16 protein-coding genes are annotated in these 16,342 nt (G+C 48.1%); 7 read left to right on the forward strand and 9 right to left on the reverse strand.

Annotated features, from left to right (window positions below; genetic code table 11):
• The first annotated feature begins 106 nt into the window (after positions 1-106).
• The 4 genes from QQZ12_RS03740 to QQZ12_RS03755 all read left to right on the forward strand — a co-directional run bounded on the left by QQZ12_RS03740 (position 107) and on the right by QQZ12_RS03755 (position 5,315).
• Positions 107-490, forward strand: coding sequence for a hypothetical protein (locus tag QQZ12_RS03740; RefSeq protein WP_154986311.1), 384 nt, complete (start codon positions 107-109; stop codon positions 488-490).
• A 20-nt stretch (positions 491-510) separates the two neighbouring features.
• A complete protein-coding gene (locus QQZ12_RS03745) occupies positions 511-726 on the forward strand; it encodes a hypothetical protein (protein WP_054095706.1) in 216 nt (71 codons plus the stop codon).
• A gap of 79 nt (positions 727-805) precedes the next feature.
• Positions 806-1,018, forward strand: coding sequence for a hypothetical protein (locus QQZ12_RS03750; RefSeq protein WP_102992723.1), 213 nt, complete (start codon positions 806-808; stop codon positions 1,016-1,018).
• Positions 1,019-1,178: 160 nt separating this feature from the next.
• Entirely contained in the window at positions 1,179-5,315 is a 4,137-nt protein-coding gene (locus tag QQZ12_RS03755; RefSeq protein WP_284724001.1) for a WIAG-tail domain, read from the forward strand.
• A gap of 54 nt (positions 5,316-5,369) precedes the next feature.
• Here QQZ12_RS03755 and QQZ12_RS03760 read toward each other — a convergent pair whose 3' ends face one another.
• Positions 5,370-6,881, reverse strand: coding sequence for a coproporphyrinogen III oxidase (locus QQZ12_RS03760; RefSeq protein ID WP_102993851.1), 1,512 nt, complete (start codon positions 6,879-6,881; stop codon positions 5,370-5,372).
• A 259-nt stretch (positions 6,882-7,140) separates the two neighbouring features.
• On the opposite strand from QQZ12_RS03760, the gene QQZ12_RS03765 reads away from it, so the two are divergent.
• Positions 7,141-8,079: a TolB family protein gene (locus QQZ12_RS03765; RefSeq protein WP_284724002.1), complete on the forward strand. Its 939-nt coding sequence runs from the start codon at positions 7,141-7,143 to the stop codon at positions 8,077-8,079.
• 133 nt (positions 8,080-8,212) lie between these two features.
• Here QQZ12_RS03765 and QQZ12_RS03770 read toward each other — a convergent pair whose 3' ends face one another.
• Positions 8,213-9,223: a hypothetical protein gene (locus QQZ12_RS03770; RefSeq protein ID WP_102992726.1), complete on the reverse strand. Its 1,011-nt coding sequence runs from the start codon at positions 9,221-9,223 to the stop codon at positions 8,213-8,215.
• A 348-nt stretch (positions 9,224-9,571) separates the two neighbouring features.
• Positions 9,572-10,180 (reverse strand): trimeric intracellular cation channel family protein, encoded by a 609-nt coding sequence (locus QQZ12_RS03775; protein WP_102993852.1) that lies wholly within the window; start codon positions 10,178-10,180, stop codon positions 9,572-9,574.
• 325 nt (positions 10,181-10,505) lie between these two features.
• Between QQZ12_RS03775 and QQZ12_RS03780 the strand changes: the two genes are divergently transcribed.
• Positions 10,506-11,069 carry a YkoP family protein gene (locus tag QQZ12_RS03780; RefSeq protein ID WP_123827451.1) on the forward strand — a complete coding sequence of 188 codons (564 nt, stop codon included), beginning with the start codon at positions 10,506-10,508 and terminating at the stop codon, positions 11,067-11,069.
• Between the two features lie 30 nt (positions 11,070-11,099).
• Here QQZ12_RS03780 and QQZ12_RS03785 read toward each other — a convergent pair whose 3' ends face one another.
• Positions 11,100-11,261 (reverse strand): hypothetical protein, encoded by a 162-nt coding sequence (locus QQZ12_RS03785; RefSeq protein ID WP_189318845.1) that lies wholly within the window; start codon positions 11,259-11,261, stop codon positions 11,100-11,102.
• Between the two features lie 156 nt (positions 11,262-11,417).
• Between QQZ12_RS03785 and QQZ12_RS03790 the strand changes: the two genes are divergently transcribed.
• Complete coding sequence (locus QQZ12_RS03790; protein WP_102992728.1) at positions 11,418-11,660, forward strand: hypothetical protein; 243 nt, start codon at positions 11,418-11,420, stop codon at positions 11,658-11,660.
• A 63-nt stretch (positions 11,661-11,723) separates the two neighbouring features.
• Here QQZ12_RS03790 and QQZ12_RS03795 read toward each other — a convergent pair whose 3' ends face one another.
• From QQZ12_RS03795 to QQZ12_RS03815, 5 genes are all read right to left on the reverse strand, one after another.
• Positions 11,724-12,686, reverse strand: coding sequence for a hypothetical protein (locus QQZ12_RS03795; RefSeq protein WP_284724003.1), 963 nt, complete (start codon positions 12,684-12,686; stop codon positions 11,724-11,726).
• A gap of 149 nt (positions 12,687-12,835) precedes the next feature.
• Complete coding sequence (locus tag QQZ12_RS03800; RefSeq protein WP_284724004.1) at positions 12,836-13,360, reverse strand: hypothetical protein; 525 nt, start codon at positions 13,358-13,360, stop codon at positions 12,836-12,838.
• 351 nt (positions 13,361-13,711) lie between these two features.
• Positions 13,712-14,104 (reverse strand): helix-turn-helix domain-containing protein, encoded by a 393-nt coding sequence (locus QQZ12_RS03805; protein ID WP_284724005.1) that lies wholly within the window; start codon positions 14,102-14,104, stop codon positions 13,712-13,714.
• A complete protein-coding gene (locus tag QQZ12_RS03810; RefSeq protein WP_284724006.1) occupies positions 14,064-14,552 on the reverse strand; it encodes an N-acetylmuramoyl-L-alanine amidase family protein in 489 nt (162 codons plus the stop codon). Before QQZ12_RS03810 ends, QQZ12_RS03805 begins: the two co-directional genes overlap by 41 nt.
• Positions 14,553-14,722: 170 nt before the next feature.
• Positions 14,723-15,499 carry a group II intron reverse transcriptase/maturase gene (locus tag QQZ12_RS03815; protein ID WP_102992733.1) on the reverse strand — a complete coding sequence of 259 codons (777 nt, stop codon included), beginning with the start codon at positions 15,497-15,499 and terminating at the stop codon, positions 14,723-14,725.
• Positions 15,500-16,342 lie beyond the last annotated feature (843 nt).

A 16,342-nucleotide genomic window follows, 5' to 3' on the forward strand; every position in this document is an offset into this window, starting at 1 on the left:
ACTGGCGATGCAACCACCTTAAACAACAGCGATCAAAACTCAACCACCAATGCCCTCTAACTCATCCCCAATCACGTTTCTCAGCCTTGAAAGGAGGTGAAACATGATGAGCAACCATTCCTACACCCCGGAACAATTGGAGGCGATCCGCTCCTTAATCGAAGAAGCAAACAACAAACTCCCAGCAGCGCAACAATTGAAAGCACAACAAGTTTCTGAGTTGATCACGTTCATCCTCGGGCTTCCCGTTCAAGCTATCACCGCGGTGGCAGCTGTCGTCACAGGCGCGACTGGCATCCTGACTGGCTTTATCGGCAGCTTGCTGGGTATCCTCGAACAGCTGATTGGCTTGATCACCGGCGGAGGGGCAGCTAATGGTGCAGCCGCTTCTATTCTGCAACAAGTGGCCCCCAACCTGGTGAATATCATCGAAAAGCAAATTCCGGCCCCGCCGCAAGGGCAAAGTGATTCAAATCCTGAACAAAAATAATTAAAAAGGAGTGAAAGACAATGGGTTGCTGCAGAAAAAAGAACTGTCTTATCGTCATTAAAAAACACAGACGTCGTCGCGCTGTGGGTGGCGCAAGAGCAAGGGTGAACAACGTGGCGCGCACAGGTGCACAAAGCGCCGGATTGATCAACCTGAACGTTCAAGTGCCGATCAACCTGGGAGATGCGCAAGCATTCAACAGAAGCTCCGGAAACTCCGTCTCCAACTTGCTGTAACGCCAACAAGCATAGGGGGGAAGCTCCTCCCCCCGTACATATCCAATTCCCCCATCCAACTGAAAGGAGGTGAATCCGAATGGGTTGCCCTAAAAAACACTGTGTAGTGTTCATCCACCAGAAAAGACGCCGTCGTGCTGTCACTAGCGCAAGAGCACGGGTGAGCAACGTGGCACGTACAGGCGCGCAAAGCGCGGGCCTCGCCAACGTCAACATCCAAGTGCCGATCAACTTGGGTGATGCGCAAGCATTCAACAGAAGCTCCGGAAACTCCGTCTCCAACTTGCTGTAACAGGGGCAAACGCGCCCCTTTTTTTGTTTGACGCCAACAAGACGGGATAACTCCCCTTTCCTCACCTTTTACCAAAATACAGGATGACATGCTCCATCTGCAAGGTTGGTGAATATACCTATCAAAGAGTTGCAATGGCCTAGGGAAAGGGGTTAGAAAATTGAAGAAGAAAAAGATCATTCCGTCATCTAAAAAGAAAACGAAAAAAGATCCGTTAGCGGATGAAAGGGTTCTGGATGAGCTGTGGCTACTTGACAATGAAACACCTAATTTCAAGAAAAAATGGACCTATACCGCTTCACATAACCAACCCGCGGCATCGGAGGCACCCCCGTCAAACGAACCGGCGGTAAGCCACACCGAAATCGAAACGCCCCCTGCCAAAACGGTATCTGAAGTGAGAAAAGCCCGGAACCCCCACGGAATTAATGAAGCGTTCATCTATACCGAAGACTTGACCGACGGGGCGGTCACCGCTGAGAAAATCGCCAATCAATCGCTGGACGGGAAAAAAATCAAAAACAGCGCCATCCGGGCAGAACATCTGGACCAAGAAGCGGTAACAGAGCCCAAACTGGCCGCCGAAGCGGTGACATCGACCAAAATCGCCAAAAAAACGATCAAAGAATACCACCTGGATGATGACATCATCGGTAGCGACAAAATCAAAAGGGAAACCATTCTTGCCAAACACATCAGGGAAAATGAGATTCCCGGAAGCAAATTGTCTGATCGCAGCATTGGTGAAACCAAATTGAAAGACCATTCCGTCCTTGGCAAACATTTGGCGATCGGCCACATCCAAAACGAGCACTTAGCTGATCAAGCGATTTGCGGCAATAAAATAAAAAACGGTTCGATCCACACCAACCATTTGGCAAATGGCATCATCAACAGTGCCAAGCTGGCTGATGACTCGGTTTCCGCCGACAAGCTCCAAAAAGGGGCCATCACCAAGGACAAATTGGCCAATGAATCCATTACCAGCGAAAAAATCATCTCCTCCGCCATCCACGGTCGCCATCTGGTCGATCGGGCAATTGAGTCCCGGCATCTGCAAGACCACATGATCACGGAAGAAAAACTGGCCGCCGCATCTATTCACAGCCATCATTTGCAACATCATATCATCGAAGGCATTCATTTGTCCCCCCATGTGATCAAAGAGGAACACATCGCTGAGCACGCCGTCACCGGGAACAAGATCGCGCCCGGCAGCATCCGCTCCGCTTCTATTCAAGAGCAGGCCATCCAGTCCAAGCATTTGGCTCCAAACATCATCGGAGAAGGGCACATTCAAGAGCACTGCATCAACAAAACGCACATCAAAGATGCGAGCATCAGCGAACAACACATTGCCAACAATTCCATCTCTGGTTCCAAGTTGGTTGACCACTCTATTACAACGGCCAAATTGGCGCCCGAATCGATCTCCGCAGAAAAAATCATCGATTATTGCATTTCATCAAACAAACTGGCCGACCATGCAATCACAGCTAACAAAATCGCCTCGCGAAACATTAACAGCTCACATCTGGATGATAAAGTGATTCTCAGCCAACACATCGATCATGATCAAATCAAAACAGAACACCTGATGAACGAATCCGTCACCGCCCGCAAATTGGCCGATGCAGCAGTGGAAAGCCAGCATATCGCACCACAGGCTGTCACTGGCGACCATCTTGCCCCTGTTTCGGTGAGCAACGAACATCTAGCCGAATTTTCCGTGACTGCAACCAACATTGCGCCGCAAGCAATACGGTCAGAACATCTGTCGGAACAAATCGTGCGCAGCCCCCATATCCTAAACGGTCAGATCGGGGAGCAACACATTAAGGCCAACGCCGTCACTGCGGAGAAAATCGCGCCGCAATCCATCTATGGGGAACATTTGACTCCCCAAGCAATCAACGGTTCCCATCTCCAAGCGGACCAGATTGAAACAGGGCATTTGCGCGAGCAAGCAGTCACTGCGAATAAAATCGCACCGCAGTCCATCCATGAGGAACATTTGGCTCCTCGAGTGATCAGTGGTTCCCATCTACAAGCGGACCAGATCGATACCGAGCATTTGCGCGAGCAAGCAGTTACTGCGAAAAAAATTGCGCCACAGTCCATCCACGGAGAACACCTGACCTCCCAAGCGATAAGCGGTACACATCTCCAAGCGAATCAGATCGAGACCGGACATTTGCGCGAGCAAGCGGTCACTGCAAGAAAAATCGCGCCGCAATCCATCTACGGGGAACACGTTGCTCCTCGAGCAATCAGAGGTTCCCATCTCCAAACGAAGCAGATCGAAACCGAGCATTTGCAAGATCAAGCCGTCACTGGAGAAAAAATCGCGCCGCAATCCATCTACGAGGAACACTTGACTCCTCGAACAATTAATGGTTCCCATCTGCAAACGGAGCAAATCGAAACCGAGCATTTGCACGATCAAGCCGTCACTGGGGAAAAAATCGCGCCGCAATCCATCTACGAGGAACACTTGACTCCTCGAGCAATTAGTGGTTCCCATCTGCAAACGGAGCAAATCGAAACCGAGCATTTGCAAGATCAAGCCGTCACTGCTGGGAAAATCGCACCGCACGCTGTGCAAAGCGAGCACATCAAACCGGCATCAGTGTTGTCTCCCCATATCGAAGAACAACAAATTCACTCCGCGCATCTCGAGCAAGCGGCCGTGTTGACGGATCACCTTGGCCAGGGCGCAGTAACCGGCGACAAAATCTCTCCCAACGCCATCAACGCCGATCACCTGTCAGAACAATGCATCCACTCCTCTCATCTGGCTGATGAGCAAATTCACGGCAATCATCTGCAGAAAGAATGTATCGCATCCGAACATCTGTCCCAGCAAGCAATTCAATCCGAGCATCTGGGTGAAGCGGTTGTGTTGGCCGACCATATTGCACCATCGCAAATCCAATCCGCCCATCTGGCTGAACATGCTATCCAAACGGAGCATCTGACAGCTGCAAGCGTTAGCGCCGAGCACATCCAAGAACAGAGCATCTGTCCCACCCATCTGGTCCCCGGTCTGATCTTCGCCGAACATTTGGCAGAAAAGGCCGTGACCGAAGAAAAAATTGGGGACCAGGCCGTATCCAAAGACAAAATCAAAGATCAAACCATCACCAAGGACAAAATCAGAGACCAAGCCATAACTAAAGAAAAAATCAGAGATTTGGCAGTGACAGAAGACAAAATCAGAGACTTCGCGGTGACGGAAGACAAAATTCGCCACCAAGCGGTTGCTACCGACAAAATCAAAGATGCAGCAGTCACGACGGAAAAGTTGCAGGATCAAGCGGTATCCGCTGAAAAAATCAAAGATGGCGCCATCACCACGATAAAGTTGCAAGATCAAGCCGTCACCACCGACAAAATCGTTGACCTAGCAGTCACGGAAGATAAAATCGGCTCGCAAGCGGTCACAACCGACAAGATCAAGGATTTTACCATCACGGAAGACAAAATCAAGGACTTTGCCGTGACGGAAGACAAAATCAAGGACTTCTCCATCACCGAAGACAAAATTGTCGATCACGCCATCACTGGGGAAAAACTGGCCGATGGTTCCATCGGATTGGAGAAGTTGAATTTCCAACCGCTCCTAGCTGAGCAACACCCTGTACAAACATCCGGACTTGCCGCCTTCCAGCTTCCAGCGCATGCTGATCATACGTTCGTCACCGTTTCAGTGGCTGAACCTATGGGCGCCTACATTGTGGTGGCGATGACGAATCATCCCGGCTGTTTCGCCTCTCTGCACCACTGTGATGAGCAGGAGTTTACCATCCGCATCCAACGGATGAGGGAAGAACCACAAGCGATCAGCGGAACGTTCTTCTGGATCGCTTCGCAATTGGATCAAGCCATATCACCATTCCAATTCCCAATCAAAAGCGCCGAAGAGGCGGAAGCCGAGCAATTGAAACAAGAGGCCGATGTTAACATCGTGCTTCCCATAGAGAAAGAGACGGCAACAGATGCGGATATCGAGCAGGAAAGAGAGCACCCACCTGCACCGACACCCTTGGCCGAAACAGACATCTCAACCGGAGAGGAAACCTCGACCGATGAGGAAGCCTTGGCCGCAGCAGAAGCCTTAACTGAAACCAAGCCCTTGGCCGAAGAGGAAAACTTGACCGACACGGATGCATCAGCGGAGCCGCTCGCCTGCTCAGCCGCCCATGCCAATTACGAATCCAACGACTATGTTGAAGTGAAAAGCTCGAAAGAGTTCGTTCATGGCGATGAAGCACAGGAGCCGGCAGATGTCGATTGAGAGTGAATGCAAAACACCCCGTGCACAATACCGCACACGGGGTGTTTTGTCGTTTCATCCTTTATTCAGCGCAAACCCATACGTCTCATCCAACAGCTTCAATTTTTCTTCGATATGACGTTGATAAGTGTCAATATACGCTTTGGGTTCCTTGGGGTTGGGCAAACGCTTGATTTTACCATCACCTGGCGACACCAACTTGCTCACCGCCCCGCAACCAAGCCCGATAATGGTTTGGCGCTCTTCCATGATGATGATATTGTACAAACTTTCCAAACCAGGGAAGGCGTAACCCACATTCTCCTGATTGCCGAGAATGTTTTTTTGCCGGTACAGATAATAAGGGACATAGCCCATTCCTGCGGCCCAATCTCGAGCCATCCGTACCATTTCCCCTGTTTCACCTCGGTCGGCGACACGGTATTTCTCTTTGTTTTGGGTCATGACCGAACCACGCTTGAACGAGAGGGTATGCACTGTCAACGATTCAGGGCGCAACTCGGCCATCATATCTAGCGTCTCCTGAAAGTTGTCCAGCCCCTCATTCGGCAAACCGATGATCAAATCCATGTTGATGTTGGTCAAGCCCATGTCACGCGCCAACTGGTACTTTTCCAGTGTTTCTTTCACTGTATGGTGGCGGCCGATCAGCTTCAAAGTTTCTTCTTTGAAACTTTGCGGATTAATGCTGATCCGATCCACATTCCACCGTTTCATCAAGTCCAACTTCTCCGGATCAAGTGTGTCAGGCCGCCCGGCTTCGACAGTTAGTTCCCGAACCTGGTCAAAGGAGGGAACCGACCGCTTTAGCGCCATGAACAATTCATCCATCTGCTCCGCAGTGATCGAAGTCGGCGTTCCACCGCCGAAGTAAATGGTCGTCACTGGCAAGCCCCGTTTTTCCAGCCAGGCGCCTACTTGCGCAATTTCTTCATGCAAACCCTGCAAAAATCCTTCTACCGAACCGTTACGCCCTTGAATGGCGTAAGCTGGGAACGTACAATACGCACATTTGGTCGGGCAAAAAGGAATGCCGATATACAAACTCACTTCTTTGTCCAATTCATACAGGTCAGGCAACACGGTCAGCTGCCGGGCGACGATCTCCGTCAAGATGTCCGTTTTCTCCTGATGGATCAAATAATCGGTCTGCAACACTCTCACCGCTTGCTCCACGCTCATACCGTCAAGTAGCATCGAATGCAACAGTTTGGTGGGCCGAACGCCTGTTAGGATTCCCCACGGTTGCCGCACTCCTGTGGCCTCTTCCAACACTTGCAACAAGACATAGTTGACCGCTTGTTTCACCTTTTTGCAGTACGCCTTCCCCTCCAAGGCCCCTTTCACATCGCGCCGGTGTTCTGCCTGCCATGTCTCTCCGCTCGCCACGTCCCGCATAAGGACACGGGCATGCACCGGATTACTTTCATGCACGGTGAAATGCAGTTGCATTTGTGCGTCCGCTTCATTCTCTAGCAACGACACTTCTTCAAAAAATAACTGAGCAATCAACTCTATATCACGATAAAAGGCTTTGTCGAGCCCTTGAATCCAAAACGTTTTCATCATCATGCCGTGCGAAACACACGTTCCCCCTTTTATGTGTGCGATTCCTTTGTCCAGTCTAGCCGATTCGCTTTCTTAAATCAATCAATCGTTGGCTTGTCAAAGACAAAAAGATACCCGATTGTAAGGTTTAAAACGGTATGTGACATTGTAAGTCCCTCTATGAAAAATATATGGCTATTTCAAAAGAAAATAGTTGATTTCAGTCAAATCAGATATAATAAAATCTATAACCAACTCACTGAAAGGAGGAATCCTAGTGAAAAAAACGCTCGGCTTGATTAGCGCGGCGCTTGTCACCGCGTCCTTGCTTGTTCCCGCCCATGCTGCCCAAAACACCAAATCCATCTATTTCAACGGCGGCCCGCTCAACAGCCAAACTATATACCGGTATGACCCTGATACACTATCCATGCGGAAAGTGGCGTCGGGAACTAACGCCGATTTGTCCCCAGACGGAACCAAATTGGCATTTGTCAAAAACGACAGCTTGCACATCGCTGATGCTGACGGCAAAAACCAAGTGCGCCTAACTAACAGCTATTTTCCCAATTATGACACATCTCCGCGCTGGTCTCCGGACGGCAAGAAAATCGTGTTTGCCAAAAGCGACGGCAACCTTTATCTCGTTGACGTGGCTAGCAAAAAAGTCAAAGCCCTCACCCACGTCGCTGAAGGAGTGCGCCATGCTGAACCCGATTGGTCCCCGGACGGTGCCAAGATCGTCTTCCATTCTTCTGACCAGTCCGGTTTCACCCATATCTATTCCATGCATGCCGATGGTAGCAATCTGAAGCAACTGACCGGATTGGGAGGCGGCGAAACTTCGGAATACAGTCCTCATTTCTCTCCAGACGGTCGCAAAATTTTGTATGGTTCAACCAAAGCGGGGCAATCGGACGCATATGTGATGAATGCGGACGGCAGCCAGCCCAAAAACATTACCGCAGGCAACAACAAGGCGGTTACCAGTGCGATTTGGTCTGAAGACGGCCGCAAAATCCTCTATACGGTCAATGAGAAAGAAAAGCGGCAAGACAGTTATTTTTACATGACCACACTTAGCGGCGACAGCAACAAGGTGATGCGGATTTCCATCCCCTTTGCTACACCGTCCGCATGGCAAAGTGTGTCAGTATCAACCAAAACAGATGCCCCATCGACATTACAAAAAATCACCAATTTCTTTTTGAACTAATCCCTCTAAGCCCTTGTTCACAAGGGCTTTTTCTTTGGTTTTTCTCTCAAATGAAATAGCCTTGGGTTCCCCCAAGGCATACCGAAAACACATATTATTCTGTCAATTTAACTTGAATCCACCCCTTTACACATCAACCATCTGCTTTTACACCATCACTAAAAACCGTACCCATATTGAACACGAGGTCAAACAACCCGTCAAATACATCAAACAGTCCTCCGTCATCCCGATCCACTTTGGGAGGCTTTTTTTGTCCCTTTTGCTTCGGCACTTTTGGTTCCGCTTCTTTGCCGCTCTGATTATTCTGATTGTCCGGTTTTAGCACAGGCGGCAAATCGATTACCTTCTTATTATCGTCATGAGGTTGGGTACGGGGAGGCGCTTGCGGTTCCGTCCCTCGGGCAGGGGGCCGTTGTTGAGGACGCTGAATCCGACCTTCATCTTTCACCCTTCGATCATGCGGATTAACAACAGGGCTGCCGGATTGCGCGCCGCGATTGGCCACGGCCAAACTGGACACTTGTTTATCCGCAGGTGGCGCAGGCAATTCATTTGCTGGATAAGCGTATGCGGGATCTTGTTTCCATTTCCAACCGATCCATTTCCCTTTGGACAAGGAATCATCTCCCGTAACAAAGAAATGCCGCGCGTCTTGCTCATCCTTTTGCTTCACTGGCGCGGAGTCAGCTCCGACCGTATGAACAGCGTACACGCCAACACCAATCAGCAACAAACATCCAGCAACGAGCCCGACCACTTTCCATGGCAATAAAGGCCTTGCATTCCTTCGAGGAGAAACCCGCCGATACGTTTCAGGAGGGAGGGTTATCACAGAGCCTGTTACGCGGCTTTCTCTCTGCCCTTTTTTTGATACGGCAGAAATCTTTTCTTTTGCGTGAACCGGTTTCGACAAGCGTTGGCTCTCCGCCGTTTCCACAACCCCCATTTTCCCCGACGCCAATTTCACCGGTGTGTCATCATGATGCAGCGGCCCCGCTTGCGCTTCTTTGGCCATGGTTTCCGCGATACGCCTCACCACGGTGCGAATCTGAATGGTGGAACCGCCCGGAGGGTTGTTCGAAGCTTTGACGTCAGGCGCTGGTTGGTTGCCCTCCGACTCCATGGCTGATTTCTTGATCACTTTCACCACTCTCCTTATCAACTGGGTTCTTCGATTAAGAAGGAAAACTTCACATTATGTATCGCCAGGACTCGATCAACATAGAAGCATTCCTCATTTCACATTTGCTCCACCTTCGTATCTCGTCGCCTCCAATTGACGATTTCCGCCACCTCCTTTCATCAACTTACAATTTTTTACATGAATTCTTCCAATCACATACTCAGAATAATTACACATAGCTATTTGAAATTCCTACCAAATCAACCGATCTTTTTCTTCGGCTTGGGCAAGCCCTGTAAAAAGAGGCGGGATAGCTGACAGAACACCAATAAAACAAAAAATGAGTCAGTTGGCACATCCCACCAACTAACCCATTTTTCTTTGGACAATCCGTGGCAAGTGCCACCCGTAAATGGTTGAAACCATGCGCAAGGCAACTACTAACACGCACAGCGCCAACAATTGCCAACCATCTTCCAACCAATGAAGACCGATGACGACCCCGGTGATGACAGACCATAACGCGTATATCTCTTTTTGCAAAACGAGCGGTTTTCTACCAGCCAGCAAATCGCGGATCATGCCTCCGCCAATCCCAGTCATCACCGCGGCGAAAATCACAGCGACCAACGGCAATCCTTTACCCGAAGCATACAAAGCTCCCTGGACCGAAAAAGCGGCCAACCCGATCGCGTCAAAGAAATTAAGCCATTTTTTGCAGTATTGAAACCACTTCGCGGGACAAAACAACACCAGCGTAATGGCAACCAACGCCACATAGATCATCAATTCTTGCTTCCACAGCACATCCGTCGGCAAACCAATTAACGCGTTGCGGATGACGCCACCCCCAAACGCAGTAACCAGACCTAAGACATAAGCACCAAATAGGTCATACTTTTCTTCCATTGCGATGATGGCACCACTGATCGCAAAAGCAGAAATGCCCACCACGTTTAAAATCTCCCAGGACACTGACAATATGGTTCCTCCTTCCCATTCCAACAAACCTCACTCATTATAGCTTGGCTGTGGAAAAGTGGGAATAGGAAATCATTATATTTCTGCAAAAAAACGCTTAATACTGATTAAGACTGGAAAAGGTTGTCCCGTTGAAAAATATTTGCACCCGCCGCGGGTTAAAATAGGTGAAGATTGTGTTTCAACCAATACATTATTTTAAAAGCTGCATGCCAGCGGAAAAACGTTTTCTCAATTAGAGCCTGTTTTACGGGTCCTTCATTATTTCTCATCCAGAAGATGGTTAAAATCTTTCTCACTTTCGAAAACAGGTGATCCCATGCTCCATCGACTCCTCCTTTCTTTATGGATGATCTGGGACCGTGTGTATTATTTGGTTACCCGACTCCGTTATGTAGACAAAAGGAAACGTAATATCTTTCGTGTCGTTATCAAACGTTACCGGGGCGAGGAAATCACCACATCAGACGGATACACACTCAAAGCCGGAGATTGGTACGTCCAACTGCACTTCCACAATGCCTACCTCGCCCAACTGCTCAGGCAATCGCCACGCCACCCGATGAGCTGGGCCGCTATTCTGACCAAAAACGTCCGCTCATCCCTCCCTCAATTGACCCGATACATCAACCAGCACCCCAAAGCCGCCCAGATCCAGGTGGTGTTGGGAACCACCTTCCTCTATCGCGGAGCACATCGGTTGGGGTTTGAAGTGGCCGACATTCAGCATCTGATTCATCGCCTCTTCAAAGCGGTGAGCGCACGCGTTGTTTTTTTGATGAGCCACCCCTACGGTTGCTCGGAGCTGTTCAAAAGAAACGCCCAACTCGTCCCCAAACGCGTATACATCTCCAAAGAAAAACTTAATCGCTTTCACTTGTGACAAGCCCCCTCGCCGCGCGGGGGGCTTTTTTCACTGATCATCCCGTTGCTCCACGATGATTTTCTTAGCCTGTTTGCGAACAGCATTTGAAACGGCTTCTGTGATTTTGCTCTCATACGCAGTATCCACCACAAACTGCCCATCGACGGTGATCCGATACATTGGCGGAGGATTTTCATCAACATAACGCACGCCGAAATACTCACAGATCCCTTTGGCTGTGGTGAAAGGGAGGAGGGGATGACTGGGGGCAATTCTCCGCTCTCCGAACGCGATGGATCAACGGAATGGCAATGGGATTGCGAACGAGAGGAAGGTAAATGGAATCATTGATGGAAAGGATGGAATATGCCGCCGATTCGAAGCAATAATAAATTGGATTTTTCCACAGGCGACAAAGCCCTTGGATATCAAGGGGTTGTCCATTTTTCTGCCTTTTATACAGCAGGTATCATAGCAGGTATTATGGTGGAAATTGAAACAGGTGCTTTATTAGAGGATATAGCAGGTGTCGAGCATAAAAAACCCGCCGTTTTGCCGGCGGTTTTATTTTCATCAACCCGCTTGGGTAAAGACCCATTAGAGTTCTGAATCGAAATAGCTTCCCAAGGAAACCCATATCCAATCCGCTAACAATAAATTATCTCACTAACTCTATTTGTCTTCTGGATATATCTCAATCACATTTTGCCAAGTAGTCAGACCCATTTTTTTCTTCTGTTGAAGGGCTATCGCATCTGCTAAAATCTCTCGATTACGATTTGAAAAAATCATAATAAACTGACACTTACCATTCTTATTCATACTTTCGACCAACGATTTTTCAAAAGGAACAATGGTTTCCTTCTCTTTATTAATTGGTATGCTTTCAGCAACCAGCTTTGTATTCCCATCTTCATCAATCCATATTAAACTAACACGGGTATCATAAGGAATTGGAGCCATATGTAAACCTGCAACTTTATTTTTAATATAAAACTGGTTGTTTTTCGGTATTAGCTTAGTTGGTTTATGATTTTCGTCAATTAATGAGGGGATTGGATATAGTTCCAGTCCCTTTTCTTGAAAGTTGGCAGGAATTTGGAAAGATTGTTTTTCTACTAGCTTTGGATCAAGTGTTCTACTTTTGTCATTTTGGACAAAAAGACGAATCAAACTCAGATTAAACCCATCGTATCTCTGATATTCCATGCTTTTTGTTCGTTCCATAGGAAAGATAGTTAATTCCTCTGCACCATTTGGATTCCATTGAATAGATACAGGAACCTCAACAGTAGCATCAGATTTTGAAATTACATGAATACTTGATTTCCAACCTCCACTTTTCATTTTTATATTTGCTATACTGTTTCCCTGTAGCGCAATCAACGTATATGGTATATCTTTCTTAGTTGCATTATCGAATATTAATTTCCCCGTTAGTTCATGTGCATGATTTGTATTCTTTAGGAATGTGAACCGCTCTCCTTGTACTGATATTGTATCAATCCACTTTTTATCTGGTCTAAACGAAAAATTTACATTAAAAATTTCTGGTTCTTCGACAACTTTACCTACATCATTAAAAAGGTGATGAGCATTTTCAAAAATCGTTTGATCATCTTTATTGATATTCACATGAGACTCCCCTTTTTTATAGTCTGAACAACTAATTAAAAACATAAATAGGATCATGACCAATATATATCTTCTCAACATTTCATTCACCCTCTTTTTTCAATGAAGCAAATACGAAAAAGGGACAGTCTAATGTCCCTTTAGATTTTCTACTTAACAATTTTCTTATCACCAGTAAAGCCAGTATACAAATGTATTCCATCGTTTACTGAATGAAGCGAAAGTGCACTCCACTTTCCTGGCTTTTTACCTGTATGACAGTGAGATATCGCTGATGCGTATGCAATAGCCAGTTTTTTTTCACCTTTACCAACAAACTTTCCATTAAACCCGAGCGATGCCTGAGCTGTTGTGGTTGCTATAAGCGCTTTTCCTTTGGTAATAGCAGTAGTACTAACTACTTTACCTATCTCTAATTGTGTACGGCCAGTTGCTAAGGCCCAAAAACTCCCCGCTCTGGTAGAATCAGAACCAATTTCCGTTGGAAGCTCTATATCAGGGTTGTTTTTCCAAATATCATCAAGAGCTGCATCGGAGTCATATGACTTTGCCATTTCTTCAGACCTTTTCAACAATTCATCATCCGTTTCCGCGAATGCTTTCCCTCCAGAAAAAGCAAAAGAGCCGGCTATGACTGTTAATGCTAACATTGTACCTAAGAGCTTCTTTTTCATATAAACACTCCTCTAAAAAAAGTTTGTTAAATGAGGATTACCCCCATTTCGTTATTATAAAGTAGTAAATTTTACAAAAGTATTACAAAACAAAAAGAATAAACCGCAATATTTCTCTGTAATTATTTAAAATAAAAATTATCATATGTAATATAGAAACATGCACAAAAAAGTCTGTATTATCACGAGTAATTTTATAATGGTTAACTGTGGCTTCGCTTGTAAAAGAGCCCTCAGAACCCAAAGAAATAGAAAGGTCATAAAACCATATTGCCGCGCATATAAAAAAATTCCGCCTAAGAAACAGGCGGTTTTTTGTGTATGAAAGGTGATGATTAGAAGGAAACCCCATCAGCCCGCTTGCTTTTCCTTTGTCGCCGCCATTTCCTTGGATGCTTGCAGAAACTCTTCATATCCTGGTGGCATCTCTTCATTACCCGGAATAATGGTCAGCCTTTCTACTCCGAGGGCTTTCAAAATTCGATTCGCTTTCTCTACGCTGATACTTTGATAATCAAACCGCTCATCCTTGCTTACTTGTGGTTGGGATACGCCAAGTCGTTTGGCCAATTCACTTTGGGTGATCCCTTTCCAGAGCCGTAATTTGATGAGGTGCGAGCCGAGTTCATTCATGGAGACCGTTTCTTTATCAAACTCCCCACGGATGACCCGTTCATACTCTTCAACCTCTGCTTTCATCTGATCATACAGCCACGGCGAACGCTTTTTGCACTTTGGGATCAATCATCTGCGCCGCCTCTTCCAAGCCAGGATCATCCATGAAACCATACTCGATCAGGACAGCTGGCATACGCGTCTCACGCAACACGAAAAAGTTAGCTGTTTTTATGCCGCGGTCCTTGCGCGGTACAGCAGTTTTCACGTGTTTGTGAATAAGTTCAGCCGCTCGCCTTCCAGCTGAGCTGCCCTTGTAATGGTATGTCTCAATCACTTCCCCGCCGCCCGCATTGTAATGGCAAGACACATACAGGTCAGCCCGTTTTTTGTTGGCTAGCCCTGTGCGCGTCGCAAGCGGCGTGTCATTGTCCGTCGGAGCCACAAGCAGGGTCTTGAAGCCACACCGCTTCAACTCATCGTCTAAATATCGGACAACCGCCCGATTAAATTCATTTTCCTTGATGACCCGCCCGTTCAACTGCGGAATGGGCGGCGTCCGCTTGCCTGTATTCATCCCGTTGAAGTAGGCTCCCGGCGCCTTACCGCGTAAAAGCGGCAGGTTTCCTGAAAGCCCCTTCCCGAACCGGACATACCCCTCTCAAGGTATCCGGCTCTCCACCTATATTCTCTAGCCTTTTATCTCGACCGCTCATCCCTTCTTCAGACCCGTGATTTGCCCCGCTCTCAAGCATCTGGAAGCATATCCACCCCGGGATCGTCCGTGCCAAACTTCATCCTTTTGTATCCCTCATTGTATAAGGGTTGCGTGGCCCATCCCGCCGCGGTTGGGTAAACGACTGCAAATGTCCCCCCAACTGCATGCTTGCGTATCACTTTTCTGATGGATGTTTTGGTTTTGCTAGCCAGCGTTTTAAAACAGCTGTACTTCATGATGTAATGGAATTTGTTTAACACACTCACATTGTGGGCGAGTTGATAATAACGGTACAGCCCCGACAGATGCGCATGGTAGTTCCTCACGATTTCATGCGCTTTAAGCGGGATCAGATTGGCTCTGTGTCGCGCTTGCCACTGGCTGTTTATTTGCAGCAGTGCGGTGTGGCAACTTCTGTGGGGACGGAATCCATGGGAAGAAGGCAAAAAATGCGGCTCATAGATCGCTTCCAACAGCATTCGTAACACTTCCAATACCAATGCATCCTCATTGGCTGGAACCGGATGCAACCACTTTCGGCCTTCTGCGGTTGGAACAGCGATCCATTTCACGGGCCGATGTTGATAGGAAAGCGATTTGAGTGCCGCAATGGTGTTGTCGATGTTTAACGGTCGAACGCCATCTATGACGGCCCCATCCATTCTCGCGGGTGCGTCGCCTTGGGCCAACTTCGAGCTGGCCAGCAAATAAAAATCGAGATTGTACAGATTCCGGTACAACCGTTTGAACGGATAGGATGGCTCTTTGGCGGCCAGACAGCGCAATACAACTTCAGGTATTTGCAAGAGCGTTCCGCTCCTTCCTGAGTTTATATTGGCTTGATAGGCTGTTCCCCTTCGCCATGTGGCAGGCTTTCCCTACCTCGGACTACTACGGGAACTCCGTCACCATAGCGGCAAACGGGCATCCGGCGCACAGGCCACCATACCGCTCCCCGCCGTAGGTGATCCTCGTTTAGGCTTTTAAAGACACGGCTTGCCATGATGTCGGATGTGACGTTCGCCCTTTTCCCCGCACCGGGGACGCGAAGCCAAGAGGCGCATAGATGAACCTAGGGCACGGATAGGTTCATCCTTTGGCTTCCGACGCGCGAGCCGCCTTAAGCGTCGGGGGGATGATGACCCCGCTCGGGCTGTCATTCAAGCAGTCTAGCCTTCATCCTCGTTCACAGCATTTCGCCTCGCCATTCAGTTGTGGTTTGGCGGCAAACCAACTTATGGCTTCTACAGCATGCTATTGTCCCCTCCCGGTTTCCCGTTTAGGTGAGCTGTCGGCGATCGGTCTGTCGCGCCTTTGACCGACTGCGTGCCAAAGCAGATTCCTTAAAAGCCCTTACGAGCGCACATGCCCGTCATCCAGTGCGATCAACTTCCCCATCTCTTCCCTCCTGTTCGTGATTTCAAGATGAGGCCGGTCAGGCCTTTTCAAGCACTTCGTCTTATCTTATGCGACATCTGGCGGCCCAGTCTGCGCGAATGCCGATCATTCTTCGCGTAAATGCACGCTAATTCAATTCATAAAATTCAGACTAATATCACCGGATGTGCCAACGCCGCAAGAGCCCACCTCATTCGGTAGGCTCCTGCGGTTGTGGTCGATATAGCCCACAAGCATCCCAAGTCGGGTAA

Source organism: Laceyella tengchongensis, from assembly GCF_900182735.1.
Taxonomy (GTDB): domain Bacteria; phylum Bacillota; class Bacilli; order Thermoactinomycetales; family Thermoactinomycetaceae; genus Laceyella; species Laceyella tengchongensis.

Excerpts from the sequence above, each read along its gene's own strand:
- QQZ12_RS03780 (WP_123827451.1), top strand. The coding sequence starts at position 10,506 with ATGCTCCATCGACTCCTCCTTTCTTTATGGATGATCTGGGACCGTGTG.
- QQZ12_RS03750 (WP_102992723.1), top strand. The coding sequence starts at position 806 with ATGGGTTGCCCTAAAAAACACTGTGTAGTGTTCATCCACCAGAAAAGA.
- QQZ12_RS03760 (WP_102993851.1), bottom strand. The coding sequence starts at position 6,881 with ATGAAAACGTTTTGGATTCAAGGGCTCGACAAAGCCTTTTATCGTGAT.
- QQZ12_RS03745 (WP_054095706.1), top strand. The coding sequence starts at position 511 with ATGGGTTGCTGCAGAAAAAAGAACTGTCTTATCGTCATTAAAAAACAC.
- QQZ12_RS03740 (WP_154986311.1), top strand. The coding sequence starts at position 107 with ATGAGCAACCATTCCTACACCCCGGAACAATTGGAGGCGATCCGCTCC.
- QQZ12_RS03810 (WP_284724006.1), bottom strand. The coding sequence starts at position 14,552 with ATGAATACAGGCAAGCGGACGCCGCCCATTCCGCAGTTGAACGGGCGG.
- QQZ12_RS03800 (WP_284724004.1), bottom strand. The coding sequence starts at position 13,360 with ATGAAAAAGAAGCTCTTAGGTACAATGTTAGCATTAACAGTCATAGCC.
- QQZ12_RS03790 (WP_102992728.1), top strand. The coding sequence starts at position 11,418 with ATGCCGCCGATTCGAAGCAATAATAAATTGGATTTTTCCACAGGCGAC.